Here is a 22,115-nt window from a genome sequence, read left to right on the forward strand (position 1 = left end):
TGCTAGATGCCTTTTTTTATGTTAAAAAAGGTATCCTCAAATACTTTGAGGATACCTTTTCACTTTTATTATCTCTGCTGTTTTCTACCTAATACGAGTAATCCAAAACTCATCATTACAAGAAGTGCTCCCATATATGGTTCCACAGGCATTTTCTGCCCTGTCTTTGGTAATTCTTTTTCCGGTTTTTCTGGACCCGGTGTTCCAGGCTTTTCTGGACCTGGTGTTCCAGGTTTTTCTGGATCTGGTGTTCCAGGTTTTTCTGGATTCGGTGTTCCAGGTTTCTCTGGATCTGGTGTTCCAGGTTTTTCTGGATTTGGTGTTCCAGGTTTCTCTGGATCTGGTGTTCCAGGTTTCTCTGGATCTGGTGTTCCAGGCTTTTCTGGATCTGGTGTTTCTGGAACTGGTGGTGCTAAATGATTCAATTTGTTTAATACTTCTAATTGAACTGCATTTATCATTCCATTTGTAATTTCAAATGGAATTGGATTAGTTAATTTTTCATATCCTTTTGGTGCTTCTACTTCTACTAGTGTGTAGTTACCTACAGATAGATCTGCGATTTTTGCCTTTCCATCTTTATCTGTTGTTACTTTCACTACTACTTTGCCCGCTTCATCATGAACTTCAAACACAGCTCCTGATAAGACTTCCTTGCTTTCAGCAGCCATTTTTGTAATCTCCACTGAACCTTTGTCTAACTGTTCATTCTCTACTTTCAATGATAAGACTTTCGTCATACCTTTTTTAATTTCGAATGATACTGGTTCCGTTAACTTCTTATAACCTGGTAAGCTCTTCGTCTCTACTAATTTGTATTTTCCTACTGATAGATCTGAAACGTTTGCTTTTCCTTCTTTATCTGTCGTTATTTCAGTTACTATTTTGCCTTGCTCATCTTGTACTTCGAAGACTACGCCTTCTAATGCTTTTTGGCTATCTTTATCTACTTTTGTTACTTCTACATTTCCCTTGTCTAACATTTCATTTTCTACTGTTAAAGCAAGAGATTTTGTCATACCTTTTTCAATTTGGAAAGTAATCGGATCTACTAATTGTTTATATCCTTTTGGTGCTTTTACTTCTACTAACTTGTATGTGCCAACTGATAAATTAGTGACTTGTGCTTGTCCTTTTTTATCTGTCGTTATTTTAGCGACTACTTGTCCTGCTGCATCTTGAATCTCAAAGACTGCATCAGCTAAAGCATCTTTATTTTCTTTATCTACTTTTGTAATTTCTACATTTCCTACATCCACTAATTCATTTTCTACAGTCAATTGTAATGCTGTAACTCTACCTTTTTCAATTTCGAATGAAACTGGCTTTTCTAGTGGTTTGTATCCTACCGGTGTTTCTACTTCTACTAACTCATACTTTCCAATAGATAAATCTGAAACTGTTGCTGTTCCTTCTTTATCTGTCGTTACTTTCGCAACTACTTTTCCTTTTGAGTCACGTACTTCAAATACAACATTTTCTAATGGTGCTTTACTGTCTTTATCTATTTTTGTGATTTCTACATTCCCCGTATCTACCATTTCATTTTCTACAGTGAACGTTAAAGATTTTGTCATACCTTTTGTAATTTCAAATGGTACAGGCTTTTCTAATTTTTTGTAGCCTGGTAAACTATCTACTTCTACTAGCTTGTACTTTCCTACTGATAAATCTGAAACTGTTGCTTTTCCAGCTTTATCTGTCGTTACTTTCGTTACTACCTTGCCTTTGTCGTCTTGAACTTCAAAGACTACCCCTGCTAACGGTGCCTTATTATCTTTATCTATTTTTGTAATTTCTACATTTCCCGTATCTACCATTTCATTTTCTATTTTTAATGATAGAACTTCTGTCATTCCTTTTTTGATTTCAAACGATACTGGTTCTGTTAATTGTTTGTAACCTGGTAAGCTTTCTTTCTCTACTAATTTGTACTTTCCTACAGATAAGTCTGAGATTTTTGCTTTACCATTTTTATCTGTTTTTACTTCCGTTACTACTTTGCCTTTTTCATCTTGCACTTCGAAGACTACATCTTCTAATACTTTTTTACTATCTTTATCTACTTTTGTAATTTCTACTGAACCTTTATCTACTAGTTCATTCTCTACTTTTAATGATAAGACTTCTGTCATACCCTTTTTAATTTCGAATGATACTGGCTCTGTTAGCTTTTTGTAGCCTGGTAAGCTTTCTACTTCTACTAGTTTGTAATTTCCTACAGATAGATCTGAAATTTTCGCTTTTCCTTCTTTATCTGTTGTTACTTTCGTTACTACTTTGCCTTTTTCATCTTGCACTTCGAATGTTACGCCTTCTAATAACGCGCCACTTTCTTTGTCCACTTTTGTAATTTCTACTGAGCCTTTATCTAACTGTTCATTCTCTACTTTTAATGATAAGACTTCTATCATACCTTTTTTGATTTCGAATGATACTGGCTTCGCTAGTTTTTTATATCCTGGTAAGCTTTCTACCTCTACTAGCTTATATTTTCCTACTGATAAATCTGAAATTGTTGCTTTTCCATCTTTATCTGTTTTTACTTTCGTTACTACTTTGCCTTTTTCATCTTGCACTTCGAATGTTACGCCTTCTAATAACGCGCCACTTTCTTTGTCTACTTTTGTAATCTCTACTGAACCTTTATCTAACAGTTCGTTCTCTACTTTCAATGATAAAACTTTCGTCATACCTTTTTTGATTTCGAATAATACTGGTTCTGTTAATTTTTTGTAACCTGGTAAGCTTTCTTTTTCTACTAATTTATACTTTCCTACTGATAAATCTGAAATTGTTGCTTTTCCTTCTTTATCTGTCGTTACTTCTGTTACTACTTTGCCTTTGTCGTCTTGAACTTCGAAGACTACGCCTTCTAATAATTTTTGACTATCTTTATCTACTTTTGTAATTTCTACATTTCCCTTGTCTAACATTTCGTTTTCTACTGTTAAAGCAAGAGATTTTGTCATGCCTTTTTCAATTTGGAAAATAATCGAATCTACTAATTGTTTATATCCTTTTGGTGCTTTTACTTCTACTAACTTGTATGTGCCGACTGATAAATTAGTAACTTGTGCTTGTCCTTTTTTATCTGTCGTTATTTTAGCGACTACTTGTCCTGCTTCATCTTGAATTTCAAAGACTGCATCAGCTAAAACATCTTTATTTTCTTTATCTACTTTTGTAATTTCTACATTTCCTGTATCTACTAATTCATTTTCTACTGTTAGCTTTAATGCTGTTACTCTACCCTTTTCAATGTCGAATGAAATTGGCTTTTCTAGTGGTTTGTATCCTGCCGGTGTTTCTACTTCCACCAACTCATACTTCCCAATAGGTAAATCTGAAACGTTTGCTTTTCCTTCTTTATCCGTCGTTACTTTCGTAACTACTTTTCCTTTTGAATCACGTACTTCAAATACAACATTTTCTAATGGAGCTTTACTATCTTTATCTATTTTTGTTATCTCTACATTCCCTGTATCCACCATTTCATTTTCTACTTTTAATGATAGAACCTCGGTCATGCCTTTTTTGATTTCAAATGATACTGGTTTTTCTAGCTTTTTATAACCAGGTAAACTTTCTACCTCTACTAATTCATACTTTCCTACAGGTAAATCTGAAACATTTGCTTTTCCATCTTTATCTGTCGTTACTTTTGTAACTTCATTACCCTTTTCATCTTGGACGATGAATGTTACTCCCGCTAACGGTGCTTTATTATCTTTATCTATCTTTGTTATCTCTACATTTCCCGTATCTACCATTTCATTTTCTATTTTTAATGATAGAACTTCAGTCATGCCTTTTTTGATTTCAAATAATACTGGATCTGTTAGTTTCTTATAGCCTGGTAAACTTTCTTTCTCTACTAATTTGTACTTTCCTACTGATAGATCTGAGATTTTTGCTTTACCATCTTTATCTGTTTTTACTTCCTTTACTACTGTTCCAGCTTCATCTTGCACTTCAAAGACTACGCCTTTTAATGCTTTTTTGTTGTCTTTATCTACTTTTGTAATTTCTACTGAACCTTTATCTAACTGTTCATTTTCTACTTTCAATGATAGGACTGTTGTCATACCTTTTGTCATTTCGAATGATACTGGTTCTGTTAGCTTTTTGTAGCCAGGTAAACTTTTCGTCTCTACTAATTTGTACTTTCCTACTGATAAATCTGAGATTTTTGCTTTACCATCTTTATCTGTTTTTACTTCTGTTACTACTTTTCCTTGCTCATCTTGCACTTCGAAGACTACGCCTTCTAATACTTTTTGACTATCTTTATCTATTTTTGTAATTTCTACTGAGCCTTTGTCTAACTGCTCATTTTCTACTTTTATTGATAAAGCTTTTGTCATACCTTTTGTAATTTCAAATAGTACTGGTTCTGCTAGATTTTTGTAACCTGGTAAGCTTTTCGTCTCTACTAATTTGTACTTTCCTACTGATAGATCTGAAACGTTTGCTTTTCCATCTTTATCTGTTACTACTTTTCTTACTACGCCATCTTTCTCATCTTGGACTTCAAATTCGACACCGGCTAATACTGCCCCGTTTTCTTTGTCCACTTTTGTAATTTCTATATTCCCTTTGTCTACCATTGCATTTTCCACTTGTATTGGGAATATGCCGTCCCCTGTTACATTTACTTCGAACTCTGTTTCTTTTAATTGGTAGCCTTCAGGTGCTTTTGTTTCTTTTAAAATATATTTTCCTGGTGCTAACGGTTTAGAGATTGCCTTACCATCTTTATCTGTAACAATATGTTCGACTACTACACCGTCTTTTACTATATCAAACTCTGCATTTGCTAATGGTTTTTTACCATTTTCCGAATCAATTTTCTTTACTTCAATTTGACCCTTTTGCATAGTATTTTTAATTTCAATTGTTTTTGTTTCTCCAGCTTGAAGTGTAACCTCTACTGGGCTTGTTAATTTTTGATATCCTTCTGGTGCTACTGTTTCATAAATTTTATACGTCCCAGGAGCTAAAGTTTGAGGTACTGAAAAACCTTTTTCGTCCGTTTTTAGTTTTGCAACAACTTCATTTGCACTATTTCGAACTTCAAATTCGGCACCTTTTAACCCTTTATTCGGATTCTCAGAATCTGTTTTATGAATCAATACTGTACCATCTTTTGGAGCTTCAGGCGGCGTAATAGTTACTTCTTTTGATGTTAATGTTTTATCATCAAAATGCAATTCCGCTTTATTAGGAATCTTCTTATCTACGTAAGAAGATAAGTCTGCATTATTTTTTATTTTCGCCTTGATACTGAGATTGATTATCTGGTCTTCATATGACTTATAGTCAAAACTCTCACCAAACGTAAATGTTACTTCACTTCTTTGTTTATCTATATTTAACGTTCCTTTAGAAGTAATATCTTGGCCATTTTGATCATACACTTTTGCCTCTAATACTTCTAAAACATCTTCTAAATCATCACTAATTACCATAGATGTGTATTTAGGAGGATCGTTCGGTATATGTGTACCAACTTGGTATTGAATAACTTGATCCATTTGTGTTAACTGCTCATTCTCTACAAGCTTGCCATTCTCATCAACTATATTTTTTTCAATGCTAGGTGGATTATTGTCACCTGAACCGGATCCTCCTCCACCACTTACAAATACTTGTCCTACTTTTTCTTCAGTTTTAATATTTTTACCTTCTAATTTCACAGTATTTTTATGAGGCTTTGCAGCAGGATTTGTAACCTTTGTTTTATATCTTAAAATATAACCTTTTGAACTGTCTGGAAACTCAATTGTAAATCCAGTCTTCGTTGCATTTATTTTAATGTTAGATAAATCTGCTGGCTTAATATTTGTTGGTGCATAACCATCTTCAAATACAGCCTCTTCTAATACTACGCTGTCTGTAATTAACTCATGCCCAGGTCCTAATGTATCTGTTAATTTAAGATCTTGCATTTCTGTTCCAGTTGCATTTACGTATACAAGCCAATCAGCAATTGAAGGATCTTCTTGATTATAAGAACCCCATTTCAATAAATTTTCCGTATTGGGCTGTGGCTTCGGTCTCTCTGTCGTATTATTTACACTTACTTCTTTATTGACGATTTGACCATCAACGTTAAATTCTAATGGAATTTCTTTAACACCATCATATGCTTCTAGACCAAAGTAGAATTCTACGAATAAAGAGCCTTTAATGTTATTCTTTCCTTCTACGTAATCACCCATAGTACACGTTAATAGACCCTTTTTCATCTCACATGTACCAACTGTTTTTCCTTCAGCATCTTTTAAAGGAAAACTCATATTCATAAGGTCTTTTCGAAACTCTTTTGGCATATCAATTGTGAATTGATCTCCACTTTTTATTTTTTCTTTAGCTGACCACTTCACTTCTACTTTCATACCATCTGAGGCTTGATACGGTTCAGATGTCGTGCCATCAGTACGGGAAATATTAATTTCGTCCACTGGACTTTTCATCACAGCAGCTTGAATAACTGGAGCCCACACATTCAGCACTGAAAATAATACTAGAAAAACTAATGAAACCATTGAAATATGCCTTTTAGTACTTTTCATTTGCATAGTTCCCTCCTATTTTTTTATATTTATATAACAAAAAAAGACCGTCCGGTTGCATCAAAAATGTGCAACCAGACGATCTTAGTAACCAATATGTATTACCGTAGACTCTAAGCTTTGCGGCCTATCCTTTCGAATAGTGTGCTAAAAATATCTTTTATTCTTTTTTTGTTTCATTTTCCTCTTAAACCAAATATTACTATACCGTCTGGACGGTTATAATTCAATACTCTATAAAATTGTTCTATTTTTCTAATAAAAAAAACAATTCACCACTACATTAAATAAGTAATGGTGAATTGTTTTCGCATTATATAGTTCGTATATTCTATTTATACGAATTATCAATAAGAGCTTGAATCACTTTTTCTCTTAACTCGGGGCTTAGTCTGCCAACCCCTAAATATTCCGAATACCATAATCCATCTGCTGCTAATCTAATAATTGTTGCACAAACTGAATCTATCTCATCGTTTTCTATATTCTTTTGCAGTTGCTGAAATGATTGTTGTAATGGCTCAAGTAATTCAGGTTTTAACATGAATGCTGCCATCATACTACTAGACAACTCTTCTGTTCTTCTCTCATTACTTAATCTTTCCTCTACAAAAGAGCGAACCCATCTCCCTTTCCTCTCTGAGTCTTCCGCTACTTTATTGTAAATAGCGCCCTCATAATCCTCTATCCCTCTGACTATCATACCTTCTATTAAAGCTTCTTTATTTGCAAAGTGATACAATAATCCACCTTTACTTACACCCGCCTCTTTTGCCACTGCTTCTAAGGTTAATTTAGCAACCCCTTTACATTGCACAATTTGAGAAGCGGCCGCCAAAATCTTTTGCCGCGTTATGCTGATACTCATTCCTTTTTAAAACCCCATTTCTACTAAATTTATATAAATACGAATCTTATTTTTAATATTGTTGATTACTACTAAGTATTTTCTTTATACAACAAAAGCTTCATTACCTTTGAATTTTTAGTTACTTATTCTATTAAAAATTTCCATATCATTCAATATGATAACATTAAATACACAAAGTCGACTATACATCTATACTTTTGTATTCATTCCTAATATATCCATAAATAAAATTTACCGATTTAGTCCTTCTTATTACTTTATAAGACGGCAGTAATTCTTTCAGCATTAAATAAAAAATGTTATTACTCCCATCGAATCGAGTAATAACATTTTACTTAACAAATTCGCGGCCAACTAGCATCCTTCACATCTTCACTAGTCGGTTTTCTAACTGATCCAATAAAGTGAAACTTTATATCCGCAACATGGACAGGTGTATTTCATTTTGTCACTCCATTATTAACTTGTTTTCCCATATATTCCGACTCACAAAGAATGTAACAGCACAAATCATAGTTATCCCTATGAAAAATGTATTAGAATCTTCATATGTAGTTGGAATGCCTACCGTTACGAAAACAATACTAAAAGCTAAAAATAGATATAATAATAAAGATATAATATAGCTTAGTTTAAATCGTAAAATGATACCTCTAAACAATAGCTCACCAAGTAGACAGCCACCTAAAATAATAGGTACTCCGAAATACAATGTAAGGACTCCCATTTGCGCAGTAGATTGAATTATCTTTCCAATTATGTTCGGCGAAACCAGCTCACTATCGTTTCCCATCCTATCATATAAATCAAGTGCTGTTGCTGAAATAAAGAAACTTAATATAGAAAATGAATACGGTATTAAAAATTTGCTCACTCTCATTCACCTCGCTTTTTTCTTTACATATATTATTCATTATTTCCTATCATTTTTACATAAAAAAATAACCCTCTATGATAAAACATAGAGGGAAGCATTTCTATATAAAAATCTATACCTTATCCTGAAGTGAATCCCGAAAATAGGACAAATATCAAAACACCTAAACCATCTGCTATCTGCTCCCTACATTCTTTAGGGTAGATAGTTTATATGTTTTATTAGAAAGTAGTGCTCTCTTTTTTATAATATTCTTTTGAAATCTCTTCATAAAATGCTGCCGATGTCGAGTAGAAATAAGGTACTAACCATAAGAAACCGATTCCTATAGTAAGAATACTTAATATGAACCAGCCTAAGAAACTTAAGCATAGTAAAAAGTAATCCATTTTATGTCCATTCATCATATGACGACTCTCAGTAATCGCTTGATTCGCTGTATATTCTGGATGATCATTCAAAATAAAATATGTCATAGAATAAGAAAATGATTTAATAATACCTGGAATAATAAGAAGTAATGTCCATAGAGTCAAGTATACATACATTAGTAAATATGTTAAAAACGACTTCATCAACTTACTTCCATCGCTAAACCATCTAAATATATGACCAATGCGAGCATCAGTCCTACGAATTGCATTTAAAACAAGATAATAGGCACCTATTGTTAATGGACCAATAACAAGCATTACAATAATACTTACTGTGAGTGAATCACTTGCTTCTTCCCAACCCCAAAATATCGAAAAAATACCTGTGGTTAGCATTTCAACAGCTCCAATAAGGATTCCAATTAATAAAGTTGCCCCTACCGCTAATCCCCATCTTCCTTTTAATGCATCAAGTGCTTCTCTTTTCAACTGACTTATCATATATAACCTCCTAATACTATTTATATTTTAGTATAACATTTATATCAAAAATTCCACAGATTCCTCTAAAATAGAAGAATATTACCTTTTTTCATACATATTAATACATGTGTGCTGTAGTTGTACTGCTCTATCACTTAAACCACTCATTTCCTTATAACAAAAAAAGCCTGCCCTTCATAATAGGCAAGCTTTCTCAAATTATCCCTCACTCATTCTCTTCTTATACCAATCCTGCATTCTCTCCGCGTCTTCTACTCTCGTATGCTCTATTTTATAACTAGATGATGCACTAGAAAACTTATACGTACATAAATCCGCGCGGCGCTGGAAATATGATTGTGTCTTCTCCATTGATTGGACGTGTCTTCTTCTAATAAGTCCTGTGTATTTTCCGACGCTACGATAGACAAGTGTAATTTGTTCTCCGTTAACACAGTAACCATTTGTTTTAAATGTTGCGTAGCCAAGTGTAAAGATAAGGATTGCGAGCGGTAGTAATGCCCACATGATGTAATACTTTTCAAAGTATACGCTTATTCCAGTAAGCGGGATTGCTAGCATAGCGAAGAAAATGAAACTATCAATGAGATAGCGGCGCAATGCTGCTTTTGGTAACGAAGTAATATTTGTATTCAGTTCGTATGGTAATTGTAAATGCGCGAGTAACTGTTGCACTCGATTTTTTCGAATGATAGGATGCAGTGTAACTTTTTCTTCTTTTCCCTCACTTTGAATGACTTCTACTTGCACAGCACAATAACCGAACGGTTGGCGTAAAATGCCTTCTTTTATCGTAATCCCTTGAATACGGTGCAATTTTAGTACGAGTTCTTTTCTTTCCAGTAACCCTTGCGAAATACGGACTTCATCATTTTTTCGATTTACTGTGAAGTTACCATGTTTTAACGCGTAGCCAATTGTCGATATAATCCACGAAAGGACGAGCAAAATAGCTATCATGAAAATCCAGCCATATATATCATGTTCCATTACATACGACTTTACGCCATTCTCTATCCATTTTGGAATGTACTCATCTACTTGGTGATAAACGAAAAAGATTAAAGAGAATAATAGTCCAAATTGACCAGATGTAACAGACGCTATTAAAATCTCTTTCCACGTTAACTTGTACTCTGTCGTTTGCTTTTCCTCTGTAACGATTGCTTTTTCTACTGTATTTTCTGCTGTTTCGTCTAACGTTTTTTCTGCTTTCACTTCTGGAATTGGCTCATTTAGCAAAGCAATAAGCTCCGCCGCTTCTTCTGCCGTAATACCAGCTAAGCTAACTTCTGCTTCATCGCCCCCACCAGCTGTTTCAATCTGAATTTTTTTCAAACCGAGCATTTGATATAGTACGTTAGAACTTGTATTAATCGTTTGAACACGTTCTTTATTTAAGTAGCTCTCCTTTTTCACGAAGAGACCTTTTTTCACATGTAATACGTTATTTTCAACCCAATATGTTGTGTAATACCATTTTTCAAATACTGAAAAAACAGTGAGTAAACCAAATGCTGCGGGAATTAAATACCAAAACGGGAATTTTCCGTTTAAGCTAAACATGAAAATAATGAGTGGTATAAAATCTGTTATTTTTAATTCTAATAACATCGTGATTGGATGCTGCCTCTTATACATCCTCATCACTCACTTTCGCTAATTCTGCGATTTTCGTTTTCAACATTTCTGCTTCATACATCGTTAAGCCTGGGATGCTGTGAGAAGTTGCTGCTGTTGAAATGTGTAATTCTGCTAATCCGTATTTTCTCATAATTGGTCCTTGTTCAATCGTAACGTGCTGCACACGAATCATCGGTACTAATACGCGCTTTACGACGAAAAGACCATGCTGAATTTCAAGTTCTTCTTCATTTAGTTGGTAGCTGTAATAACGTTGACGTAGTTTCGGGAATAAGAAGTACGAAAATGGCGCGAACACAACTGTTAGCCCAATCATCACATACAAAATCCACGCCCACCAATCAAACTTTATCATGAGGAAAAGGTAAGCTAAAATGACGAGTATACCGATCCCTTCTTCAATTACAGCACGAATTTTCCACACTTTGACCATGTCAGGGTTAATTTCATTTTTCAATGGATCCATGTAACCACTCCAAATCTAGTAATCTAATATACGAATACTCTTAATCTATATTTTACATAACTTTACAGAAAATTAAAATTTAATCTTCTTTCCTCTCTGGAATAAAATATCCGAACCAAAGTAGCCAAATAAAACCGATTAACTTCATCCAACTTCCATCTGCTTGAAAAGCCTCTATCATGCCTGGAATTTTATAAACTCCAATGAATCCAAGAAAACCGAGCCACCAGTTTTTTTGCATTTTCATTTTTACTCCTCCTTCATGACGCTTTTCACATTTCGAATCCAAATTTCTTTATATTTTAACTGAAATCCCATGAGCATATAATTGCTCATATTATCGATCACAAGCGCTAGCGTATGAGCGTTTTCTTCCGTTGCATGTTGTGACACAACGCCCAGTCTCGCGCCTTGCTTCAATAAATCGTGGAAACCATGTAAGAAATCCTCTTGTATTTCAAATAATCGTTTCTGATACTTTTCATTTCGCGATGCAGTTACGATAAATTCATTGATAACGCGTAGTATTCCTTCTTGCCCTTCATACTCAGAGAGCATATGTAAACCATCTGCGATTAGCTTTTCTGCAAAATTTTCTTTCGTATACTGCTCTTTATCGAAGTAATTTGCAAAATGATAATCAGAAAAAATCTCTTCAAATAAAAAATCAACTAACGCTTCTTTAGAAGAAAAATGATAGTAAATAGCCGGTTTTGAAATACCTACCTCTTTCGCAATCATGGAAAGACTCATCTTCTCAATGCCGTGCTCTGCCATGAGTTTAAATGATGCCTCGACAATGTTTTGCGATGTTTGTAAATTCTTTGTCATACTGTACCTCACTTATTTTTACTTACCGGTCGGTAAATAAATTATAAAATGAAACTGAATAATTGGCAAGTTAATAAGAGTTTACACAGGAAGTTCTTGATAAAGTGAAACTTTAATCAGCCTCCATAAACAGCGGGATAAAGGCGGCGATGAGGCTGGTCACGATAATAAAAGCGGATTTCCATCCATTATTGTGCTCTTTATCATATTGATTGTAGTCGGAGTTGGCTATAGCGAAATTAACTTCTAAAAAAAGCATCCTAAATCACACATTTAGGATGCTTTTTTTTACTTTCTATTTAGCAATCGCATACGATAACAATTCATTGTCACTTCTCCAAGTCTTTGCAGCAATTGATAGTTCGCATATGCGCCTACCGGGGCACCGATTACTGGTACGAGCTGAAGCATTTTCGCTAAATCGATATAGTCTCGGTATTCTGTTTGGAACTTTTCCCAGTCCATATGATTTTCTTTTTCTGTATCCCACGTTTCAATTGCTTTCCATATTTCTTTTCTGTGACTGTCACTTGAAAAGGCGAGTTGGAAAACGTGAAGAATAAAAAGACGCTCTTCTTGTTTACTTGTATCAAATCCATACAACGTTGCTGCATCGAATAAAAATTTAATTTTAATCGTAAGTAAAAGCGGAAAGTCAGCAAGACCGAGTAAAATACCACCAGCCCCCGTCCCTGCTCCTTCTGCCGCAGCTATTTTTTTGTACTCATCCATTTTTTTACGCACTTCGTCATCACGTCTTTGCAGTGACCATGTCGTCTCTTTTAGCTTCGGCTTTATAAAGTTTGATCCGGCGCTGATCGTTTGCACCATCATCCGAATCGTTTCTGTTAAGACTTTTTGCACTTTCGCCGGAATAAGCTGTTGTACTTTCGTCTGCACTTTCTTTGAGAACCGTGTCATCATAGAAGAATCTTTCATGAATGTAGCTTTCCACTGCTCCAGTTCTTTTATAACCTTTTCTTCATATGTAATCATAGGTTCATTCCCTTCAATTTAAACGTTCAATGCGCTTCGCACCGTATTGGTAAACGAAACCGATACTAAATAATATGCTTACGACAAGTAAAATTCCTGTCATCATGAAATCTTTCGTTGCTAGTGCAAATATAACTGTAAAGATTACGCTCCCGATGATTAGAATCACATTTAATAAAGTAAGAAAATCTTTCTTCTTTTCATCTACCTTTACTGGATACAAATCAAGCCAAATTTTCATGCGGTGATGTTTCCATAAAGTTAATAGCTGATAGCCAATTAAGTATAGGAAAATAAAACTTACGATAAATCGCCCGTATAAAAATGGAATGAAGTAAAGAATAACTCCTCCAAGAGCGAGCAGACGCACATATAATCCAAAATAGTTACCTGATCTTAAAAACGTTCTCGTATATAAGTATAAATATGTGCGCTTTTCGCCGATTATCGACAGAATGAAATCCAGCCATTTTCGGCGAGATACTCTTTCTTTTAATGCTGGTACATCAACGAACATATTCGCAATTCGGTACAGCAGCATCATTTTCTTACCTTCTTCAGAAATTAAATACTCCCAGTTTAGCGGCTTTCCTTTTACCATTTGATGCATGATAGCAAGATATAACACCATGAGCAGAACGATTCCGCCAATAACAAGAACTGAAGTACGTTCTACAAGGAAATATACAAATAAACCGTTTAAGATAAAACGAATAAACCAATCAGCCCTTTGTATATTTTGATCTGTTAAAAATGATTTTTCCCACGCGACGAATAAATTCCACGCTTTTACAATGACAAATGCGAGGACAATCCATATGTAAGCAGCTCCTGTTTGTTTCATTTGCTGGAAATATAACGGGGCAAGCGCAGCTGCTACGATTGCGATTATGTATAACTGAATCATAAACGTAAAAAGAAATGCCTTTGTGAAGTAAGGTTTTAACTTTTCTTCAACTGGCAGTAAGTAAACGAGATCCGCTTCTTTTAATAACGTTTGAATGGATCCAGCCGTTAACACGAGTCCAATTAATACTGCCATTACGAGCGCAGTTGGAAACGAAGATGTTAACGTTTGTAACCATTGCTGGTAATAATACGCTCCCGCACCGATGATGAACACGAAAATAAATTTCAAATGATCATTAAATACGTATTTACTATATGTACGAACTTCTTTTAGAAAGTGACGAAATCGTTCTTTCCATAACGCTGTGCTATTCATAATCTTCTTCCTTTGTTAGCGCGATGTAAATATCATCTAACGTTGCACCTGGCATATTAAACTGTGATTGCAGTTCAGATAACGTTCCCTTCGCTCTTACTTCACCTTGATGCAAAATAATGAACGAATCACAGTAACGCTCTGCCGTCGCTAAAATATGTGTGCTCATTAAAATACCGGCACCACTCTTTTTCATTTGATCCATCATTTGAAGAAGGGATTGAATTGCTAACGGATCCAACCCAACGAAAGGTTCGTCTACTATGTAAAGAGATGGCTCAACTAAAAATGCGCTCATAATCATTACTTTTTGTTTCATCCCTTTTGAGAAATGAGATGGAAACCATTTTAAACGATTTTTCATGCGAAATTCATGTAATAGTTGTCCTACACGTTCTTCATATTGTTTTTCATCAACTCCGTACGCCATCGCTGTTAATTTCAAATGCTCTTCTAACGTTAATTCATCATATAATACCGGCGTTTCTGGAATGAATGAAAAGCTAGAACGGTACGCTGTCATATCATCACGAATTGTTTTCCCATTAATTGTGACAGTTCCTTTTTTCGGTTCCATTAAACCGATAATATGTTTAATCGTCGTACTTTTACCAGCTCCATTTAATCCGATTAAGCCGACAAGTTCGCCTTTATTAACAGAGAACGAAACGTCTTTTAATACAGGTCGTTTCGTATATCCTCCTGTAACATTTTCTACACGCAATAACTCACTCATACGACACCACTTTCTTCATTAGTATTCATTCTATATTCATCTTACCAAAAATTATGGTGTACTACATAGTATCCATGTACTCAAAAATAAATTTAAATTTATTAGCATATATTTTCCCGAAAGCGGACATCATAATTAGTGAAGAAGGAACACATTGAAAAAGCGACCACCAATTGATGAGTACAACAACATAGTTAAGTCATCATGAAATGGGGTGTCCATGTTGGACAAAGAAATTTACACATAACCAGATCATTTGTTTCATTTTCGAAACGGGGTGTCTCCGAAAGAGCATATACTGTTTTAAAAAATAAACAATTTCCTTTTATGAAAGATTGCAATTCATTTCACTTGAAAATGGGGTGTCTACGGCAGAAACTTTAGCCGATTTACCGTGCATTTCTTAAATAAATGAGGTGTCTGCGAAACGTAAATTACGATAATGCTTTTTCAATCCCTCTTCAGAAAACAGGAAGCTGAGTCAGCTTCCTGTTTTTCGTGTTTGTTCTCTTATGTAATTATGGTAAAATACGGCTAAGGATATTTGAAAGGATGAGATCAATGAATCATACAGCAGACAATTGTATTTTTTGTAAAATCATTGACGGGCAAATCCCTTGCTCAAAAGTATACGAAGATGAACATGTGCTTGCATTTTTAGATATTAGTCAAGTAACAAAAGGACATACTCTTGTTATTCCGAAAGTTCACAAACAAGACATTTTTGCGTTAACGCCAGAAATCGCATCACACATTTTTTCTGTCGTTCCAAAAATCGCAAATGCGATTAAAGCAGAGTTTAATCCAGTTGGCTTTAACCTACTTAACAATAACGGTGAAAAAGCTGGACAAACTGTGTTCCACTTCCACCTTCATTTAATTCCACGCTACGGTGAAAAAGATGGTTTCGGTGCTGTTTGGAAATCACACCAAAATGAATACACTATGGAAAATTTACAAAACATCGCAAGTACAATTGCAAATAGTGTGAAATAATGACACTATAAGAAGGCGTAATACATAACAAGCCACTTCCCTGAAGTCATCAAATTCCGCATGGCTTGTTTCTTCACTTAAAATGCTCAGGGATGATTGTTTGTGCATAGCACATATAAGAAAGATATGCATATTGTTTTACATCATGAATACGAACAAAAAATAAGGAGGTCTCCTTTTATGTCAAAAGCTAAATCCTTTATTACAGGTGTTATTTGCGGGGGAGCAGTTGCTGGACTAGCCGTTCTTTTCTCAACTCCTTCTTCTGGTAAAGACATGCGCGGCAAGTTAAAAGAAAAAGGAAATGATATTAAAAAGACTTTAGCTGATATTACAGCTGATACGAAATTATTAAAGCGTCAAATTGTTGAAACTGCTTCAGAAGGTAAAGAAGTGTTTCAAGAACTAAAAGATGACATGCAAGACACGCTTTCTAACTGGAAACAAGATATTTCTCAAAACAAGCGCCATATTGAGAAAGAAATTTTGGACATCCAAAAGTCAATTGAGAAACTACAAGAAGCTGTTCCAGAAAAAGCGTAAACAAATTCCTGCTTAGTTTTTTGCATATAACAAATATTTTTTATATAAATTGACCTTGACACGGCATATCGTATAGATATGCCGTGTTTTTATGCATTTACAATATATGTTATCAATTAACATGTAAGGACAACGCATGTATTCACGACTCATAAAACGCTTCCATAGTTATGCATGATTTGTATAGAATGTCATTTTGTTAAAAAATTTTCACAATTCTCACAAAAAGACTTTATTAATTTTTATTTTACTGGCATAATAGATAGTAATGAAAAAAGAATGTTAAAGTGGGTGAGTACATGAAAAGTGGAGAAAAAGATTACTCGGTAAAAGAAGCGATGATTTTCAGCCAACGCATTGCTCAATTATCGAAAGCGTTATGGAAATGTGTAGAGAAAGATTGGCAGCAGTGGATTAAACCTTACGATTTAAATATTAATGAACATCATATTTTAACAATCGCTTATCATTTAAAAGGGGCTTCTATTTCTGAGATTGCTAAGTTTGGAGTTATGCACGTATCAACGGCGTTTAACTTCTCTAAAAAGCTTGAAGAACGCGGCTATCTTGTATTCTCAAAAAAGGAAGATGATAAACGAAATACGTACATTGAAATTACAGACAAAGGGGAAGAATTACTACTTCGCTTAATGGAGGAGTATGATCCTGAAAATAATTCAGTGTTTAATGGGGCTCTTGCACTTCGTAATTTTTATGGGAAGTTCCCAGAAAATATCGAACTGATTGCAATCCTGCGTAATATTTACGGACAAGACTTCATCGATATTTTTGAGAAATCATTAGAAGATATTGAAGAGAACTTTACAGAATCCGATCAAAAGTTAGTTAAGAAATAATCTATTTATTTTTTCGCAATCATGCTTAAGAATTCATTCATAAGCGGCTTAAATAAACCTTGTTTTGCTAGCGCTTCCGCAGTTTCGTTTACTTCGAGCTGATGTGGAAGCGCTTTTTCAAATTGATCTAACAGCGCATCGAACAAAAGAAGCCCTTCTGCTTTCTCCACTACATATTGCTCGTTCAGTTTTTCACAAAGATTTAGTATACGTTCAATATCTTTTTTACGAGCTTTTTTCTTTATGATCAAAGAATAAAATGGACACTTCTCTTCATCAATCATTTTAAATAGTAGGTCTACGTAGTATTCAGCTTGTTCTAATCTTCTAACAACGTCCATTTTCTCCCTCACTTTCTAACACAAAGTCTTCTATTTCTGAATTTTGTAACACGAACAAAATATCGTGTGATACAATATATGTATATGTATTTTAGCCAAAAGGAGGTCTCGCCTCATGACACTTATAACAGTTGTTTTTGTCGCATTCGCACTTCTTGTTATATTTTACACGAATTTCATGACACATACACTGTGTGAACGAAAACAAATAGCTGCGAGCCGCCAGCCCGGTGTCTTTCGGGTTATTAATGTATGTATAACAATTTTATTAATTTCTAGTTATATAGAAATTATATTTCATGGAAAGTGAGGAAGGAAAGCCCCTTCCTCACTTTTTTCCTCTATAAGCAAATTATACCTACAATAACCAATAAAATAAACAGTACAAGTAATAAAATAAGTTGAGAATTCATCCCCATCCCCTCCTCTATTCTGTATATGCGGCATACGCCCAATATGGCACACTTTCAAAATCTGACACGTACTGGTTAATTTTTCTTTATCAATATGAAAACGCGTCGAAATATGATATATTAAATTTTGTACATATTGCTTATACTATAGAACAAAACATTCATCAAAACTTTATCCTCAGCCACGGTAAGCCCTGTTAAGCGCGCTTTACCAATACAAAAAAGCAAAAGTATCAGTGAGACTTAATCGGGCTCTTATGAATTTAAAATTCATCGGTGTAGGATAAATTAAAAATACATAATAGTAGGAGTGTTTATCGAATGAAGAAAGCTATGCTTGCCTTAGCCGCAACAAGTGTAATCGCATTATCAGCATGTGGAACATCATCATCAGACAAAATCGTTACATCTAAAGCTGGTGACATTACAAAAGAAGAATTCTACGATCAAATGAAGACACAAGCTGGTAAACAAGTACTAAACAACATGGTTATGGAAAAAGTTCTTATTAAAAACTACAAAGTTGAAGACAAAGATGTAGACAAAAAGTTCGATGAAATGAAAAAACAATACGGTGATCAATTCGATACACTAATGAAACAACAAGGTATTAAAGAAGAAACTATCAAAAATAGTGTGCGTGCTCAATTAGCTCAAGAAAAAGCGGTTGAACAATCGATTACTGATAAAGATGTAAAAGCAAAATTCGAGGATTATAAAAAAGAAATTAAAGCAAGTCATATCCTTGTAAAAGATGAAGAAACTGCTAAAAAAGTGAAAGATGAACTTGCTCAAGGTAAATCTTTCGAAGAATTAGCAAAGCAATACTCTGAAGATACAGGTTCAAAAGAAAAAGGTGGCGACTTAGGATTCTTCGGACCAGGGAAAATGGTAAAAGAATTTGAAGAAGCAGCTCAAAAGTTGAAAAAAGATGAAGTAAGCGAACCTGTAAAAACACAATTCGGTTACCATATTATTAAAGTAACTGATAATCACGCAGATGCAACTTTCGATAAATCAAAAGCTGATATTAAAAAATCACTAGCTCAAGAAAAAACGCAAGATGCTCAATTTATGAATGACTTAATGATGAAAGAAATCAAAAAAGCTGACGTAAAAGTTGACGATAAAGATTTAAAAGATCTTTTCAAAGAGCAAAAAGCTGACGATAAAAAAGAAGAAAAGAAATAATGAAGTAAAAAGCTTGGGCTTCGGCCCGAGCTTTTTTTATATCCTCTTCTCCCGATAGTTATATCCAGATTCGGTAAATGAAATTATATCGGCGATTTTTCAAATATATCGACTTACCGACAAAAAACGACAACAAGTGTGATTCCCTCTTAAAAACACAAAAAAACCTTGATCCACGCTACACGGAACCAAGGTTTATCTTATTATCATTGATTAAATTCAAAAACTATGTTAAATTAGTACAGAAACACGTTTTAAAAAATATAAAGAACGTATTTATCCGTATCTTAATTGTACAACAAAATTTCTCTTCAGTCAACCTCTATTTTTCACTTTTAAAGGAGTGCTTACGTATGAACAAAAAACTTGATCTAGAGCAAAAACGATTGGATACCGTAATCGAAACTATTACGCAGCAAATTGATAAGCTGGAAAACGAAACTGGCAGACGCCGGGCAGAAGTAATCAACATCCGTAAACACTTCTGGGATGACGTTAAAGTGAATACAGATACTTTTGATGATTACCTTGAAACAGTTATCAACTTAAGACAACAAGCTCAATCACTAGCTGTTACACAAATCACCCATAAACACACCTTTAATCGACTTGCCGCGCTGCGACGTATGCAAAAAGCACCTTACTTCGGACGCATCGATTTCACTGAAGAAGGCGAACCTTCCACAGAACAAATCTATATCGGTGTTTCTACCCTTACTGATGCAAGCGGAGAAAACTTTCTTATTTATGACTGGCGCGCCCCAATTTCAAGTGTTTATTACGACTACCCACCAGGACCAGCTGAGTACAACACACCAGGCGGCGTAATTCGCGGTAATGTGGAGAAAAAATTACAATACATTATTCAAAATGGCGAGATTGATTCCATGTTCGATACGAGCCTTACAATTGGCGATGAAATCTTGCAACAAGCACTCGGAAAAGGTACGAACAAACATATGCAAAGTATCGTCGCTACGATTCAGCGTGAGCAAAATGAAATTATCCGTCACGATGAAGGCCGACTCCTTATCGTTCAAGGAGCTGCTGGTAGTGGTAAAACATCTGCTGCCCTTCAGCGAATCGCCTACTTACTATATAAATATCGCGAATGGCTAAAAGCGGATCAAATTATTCTCTTCTCCCCTAACTCTATGTTCAATAGCTACGTATCTAACGTACTACCTGAACTCGGTGAAGAAAATATGCAGCAAGTAACATTCCAAGAATATTTAAACCATAGACTAAGTAAGTCATTTGATGTTGAAGACCCTTATGAGCAATTGGAATATATGTTAACTGAAACGAATAGCCCTACCTATAAAACGAGAAATGCGAGCATCCGATTTAAAGCATCCACTCAATTTTTCGAGATGATTAGAGCGTACAGACATTCTCTTGAATCTTCAGGCATGCTATTTAGAGGAATGAAATTTAGAGGAAAACTGATCGTCTCTGCAAAAGAGATTACAGAGCAATTTTATAATACTGACTCCTCCCTCCGCTTCCATAGTCGAATTGAAAAGTTAACGGATTGGCTAAATAAACAAATAGATGCACTCGAAAAAGCAGAACTGAAAAAGCCTTGGGTAGAAGAAGAAATTGAATTACTTAGTAAAGATGAATACCAAAAGGCTTATAAATATTTACAGAAAAAAGGCGAGTTTGACGACAACTCTTTTAATGACTATGAGAAAGAAACGAAAGTCCTGGGACGTATGATTGTCCGTAAAAAATTGAAGCCACTTCGTAAAGGCGTTCAAACACTGCGCTTCATCAATTTCACAGGAATCTATAAACAACTCTTCACAGACGCATCGTGGGTTACTGGAGAAAAACCGAAAGAATGGGATGACATTTGCTCTTTAACGGTAAACATGCTTGATGAAGGAAAGCTATATTACGAGGATGCGACTCCATTTTTACTTTTAAAAGAATTAATCGAAGGCTTCCAAACGAATAGATCGATTAAACACGTACTCGTAGACGAAGCGCAAGATTATTCGCCGTTCCAGTTCGAGTTTTTAAAACGTCTCTTCCCTGCCGCAAAAATGACGGTACTCGGAGACTTTAATCAAGCGATATTTGCCCATGCAAGTGAAGCAGTGAATTTCAATACACTTACTAGCTTATACGGACCGGATGAAACGAACGGTATTAACTTAACTCGTAGCTATCGCTCAACAAAACCGATTATTGAATTTACACGTGCTCTCGTACCGGAAGGCAAGAACATTCACGCCTTTGAACGTGACGGCGAGAAACCTACAGTGACGAAAGTAGCGAATGAGAGCGAACTGCACGAACATATTACTGCCAAAGTTGCTGAACTACAAAAAGAGCAACACAATACAATCGCAATTATATGTAAATCCGCAGCTGAAAGCGCCGCTGCATACGAAGCACTTAATCATATCGATAATATTAAACTCGTGAAGAGTAACTCAGCCGAGTATGAGCAAGGCATTGTCGTAATCCCTGCTTACTTAGCGAAAGGTATCGAATTTGACGCTGTTATTATTTACAATGCTTCTAAAGATGTGTACAGCGATGAGAGCGTTCGTAGATTGTTCTACACTGCTTGCACACGCGCGATGCATGAGTTGCACCTTTATAGCGTTGGTGAGGTTAGTCCTTTTGTGCTTGGGGCTGATTCGTAGAGTTTTGAGCTA

Annotated in this window: 19 protein-coding genes and 1 riboswitch; of the genes, 7 read left to right on the forward strand and 12 right to left on the reverse strand. The window is 35.0% G+C overall.

Features of this window, described 5'->3' with window-relative positions; translation table 11 throughout:
• Positions 1–68: 68 nt before the first annotated feature.
• From N2V92_RS29365 to N2V92_RS29400, 8 genes are all read right to left on the reverse strand, one after another.
• The gene (locus N2V92_RS29365; RefSeq protein WP_042597269.1) at positions 69–6,584 is read right to left on the reverse strand and encodes a SpaA isopeptide-forming pilin-related protein; all 6,516 of its coding nucleotides are present in this window, start codon (positions 6,582–6,584) and stop codon (positions 69–71) included.
• 60 nt (positions 6,585–6,644) lie between these two features.
• Positions 6,645–6,737, reverse strand: a riboswitch (cyclic di-GMP riboswitch).
• A 172-nt stretch (positions 6,738–6,909) separates the two neighbouring features.
• The gene (locus tag N2V92_RS29370; protein ID WP_000028014.1) at positions 6,910–7,446 is read right to left on the reverse strand and encodes a TetR/AcrR family transcriptional regulator; all 537 of its coding nucleotides are present in this window, start codon (positions 7,444–7,446) and stop codon (positions 6,910–6,912) included.
• A 451-nt stretch (positions 7,447–7,897) separates the two neighbouring features.
• The gene (locus N2V92_RS29375; protein ID WP_002083032.1) at positions 7,898–8,323 is read right to left on the reverse strand and encodes a hypothetical protein; all 426 of its coding nucleotides are present in this window, start codon (positions 8,321–8,323) and stop codon (positions 7,898–7,900) included.
• A 224-nt stretch (positions 8,324–8,547) separates the two neighbouring features.
• Positions 8,548–9,201 (reverse strand): DUF975 family protein, encoded by a 654-nt coding sequence (locus N2V92_RS29380; protein WP_000625404.1) that lies wholly within the window; start codon positions 9,199–9,201, stop codon positions 8,548–8,550.
• A gap of 201 nt (positions 9,202–9,402) precedes the next feature.
• Positions 9,403–10,845: a PH domain-containing protein gene (locus tag N2V92_RS29385; RefSeq protein ID WP_016077986.1), complete on the reverse strand. Its 1,443-nt coding sequence runs from the start codon at positions 10,843–10,845 to the stop codon at positions 9,403–9,405.
• Complete coding sequence (locus tag N2V92_RS29390; protein ID WP_000371368.1) at positions 10,838–11,314, reverse strand: PH domain-containing protein; 477 nt, start codon at positions 11,312–11,314, stop codon at positions 10,838–10,840. The genes N2V92_RS29385 and N2V92_RS29390 overlap by 8 nt, the downstream gene beginning before the upstream one ends.
• A 79-nt stretch (positions 11,315–11,393) precedes the next feature.
• Positions 11,394–11,561, reverse strand: coding sequence for a hypothetical protein (locus tag N2V92_RS29395; RefSeq protein WP_000783816.1), 168 nt, complete (start codon positions 11,559–11,561; stop codon positions 11,394–11,396).
• Positions 11,562–11,563: 2 nt separating this feature from the next.
• Positions 11,564–12,145 (reverse strand): TetR/AcrR family transcriptional regulator, encoded by a 582-nt coding sequence (locus tag N2V92_RS29400; protein WP_000164836.1) that lies wholly within the window; start codon positions 12,143–12,145, stop codon positions 11,564–11,566.
• Positions 12,146–12,260: 115 nt separating this feature from the next.
• Here N2V92_RS29400 and N2V92_RS29405 point away from each other — a divergent pair, with 115 nt between their 5' ends.
• Complete coding sequence (locus N2V92_RS29405) at positions 12,261–12,395, forward strand: YjcZ family sporulation protein (RefSeq protein ID WP_102981857.1); 135 nt, start codon at positions 12,261–12,263, stop codon at positions 12,393–12,395.
• 38 nt (positions 12,396–12,433) lie between these two features.
• Here the strand turns inward: N2V92_RS29405 and ecsC are convergent, their stop codons facing one another.
• The 3 genes from ecsC to ecsA are packed head-to-tail and all read right to left on the reverse strand — an operon-like array spanning position 12,434 to position 15,102.
• Positions 12,434–13,141, reverse strand: a complete 708-nt coding sequence (gene ecsC / locus N2V92_RS29410) for an ecs operon protein EcsC (protein ID WP_016077987.1) — start codon at positions 13,139–13,141, stop codon at positions 12,434–12,436.
• A gap of 13 nt (positions 13,142–13,154) precedes the next feature.
• Positions 13,155–14,366: an ABC transporter permease EcsB gene (gene ecsB / locus N2V92_RS29415; protein ID WP_016077988.1), complete on the reverse strand. Its 1,212-nt coding sequence runs from the start codon at positions 14,364–14,366 to the stop codon at positions 13,155–13,157.
• A complete protein-coding gene (gene ecsA / locus N2V92_RS29420; protein ID WP_001292598.1) occupies positions 14,359–15,102 on the reverse strand; it encodes an ABC transporter ATP-binding protein EcsA in 744 nt (247 codons plus the stop codon). Before ecsA ends, ecsB begins: the two co-directional genes overlap by 8 nt.
• 561 nt (positions 15,103–15,663) lie before the next feature.
• On the opposite strand from ecsA, the gene N2V92_RS29425 reads away from it, so the two are divergent.
• The 3 genes from N2V92_RS29425 (at position 15,664) to N2V92_RS29435 (ending at position 17,498) form a co-directional block, all read left to right on the forward strand.
• On the forward strand, positions 15,664–16,098 hold the full coding sequence (locus N2V92_RS29425; RefSeq protein ID WP_001016835.1) for an HIT family protein: 435 nt from the start codon (positions 15,664–15,666) through the stop codon (positions 16,096–16,098).
• 180 nt (positions 16,099–16,278) lie between these two features.
• Positions 16,279–16,641 (forward strand): YtxH domain-containing protein, encoded by a 363-nt coding sequence (locus N2V92_RS29430; RefSeq protein ID WP_000030302.1) that lies wholly within the window; start codon positions 16,279–16,281, stop codon positions 16,639–16,641.
• A 299-nt stretch (positions 16,642–16,940) separates the two neighbouring features.
• A complete protein-coding gene (locus N2V92_RS29435) occupies positions 16,941–17,498 on the forward strand; it encodes an HTH-type transcriptional regulator Hpr (protein WP_000834924.1) in 558 nt (185 codons plus the stop codon).
• Between the two features lie 5 nt (positions 17,499–17,503).
• On the opposite strand, the gene N2V92_RS29440 is transcribed toward N2V92_RS29435, so the two are convergent.
• A complete protein-coding gene (locus tag N2V92_RS29440; RefSeq protein ID WP_000383656.1) occupies positions 17,504–17,839 on the reverse strand; it encodes a DUF1878 family protein in 336 nt (111 codons plus the stop codon).
• Between the two features lie 115 nt (positions 17,840–17,954).
• On the opposite strand from N2V92_RS29440, the gene N2V92_RS29445 reads away from it, so the two are divergent.
• From N2V92_RS29445 to helD, 3 genes are all read left to right on the forward strand, one after another.
• Entirely contained in the window at positions 17,955–18,149 is a 195-nt protein-coding gene (locus N2V92_RS29445) for a hypothetical protein (protein ID WP_000172690.1), read from the forward strand.
• 424 nt (positions 18,150–18,573) lie between these two features.
• Positions 18,574–19,443 carry a peptidylprolyl isomerase PrsA gene (prsA, locus tag N2V92_RS29455; RefSeq protein ID WP_000710062.1) on the forward strand — a complete coding sequence of 290 codons (870 nt, stop codon included), beginning with the start codon at positions 18,574–18,576 and terminating at the stop codon, positions 19,441–19,443.
• A gap of 353 nt (positions 19,444–19,796) precedes the next feature.
• Positions 19,797–22,103, forward strand: coding sequence for an RNA polymerase recycling motor HelD (helD, locus tag N2V92_RS29460; protein WP_016077989.1), 2,307 nt, complete (start codon positions 19,797–19,799; stop codon positions 22,101–22,103).
• Positions 22,104–22,115: the final 12 nt, after the last annotated feature.

The organism is Bacillus sp. CH_48 (assembly GCF_038008465.1).
In the GTDB taxonomy this organism is placed as follows: Bacteria; Bacillota; Bacilli; order Bacillales; family Bacillaceae_G; genus Bacillus_A; species Bacillus_A thuringiensis_S.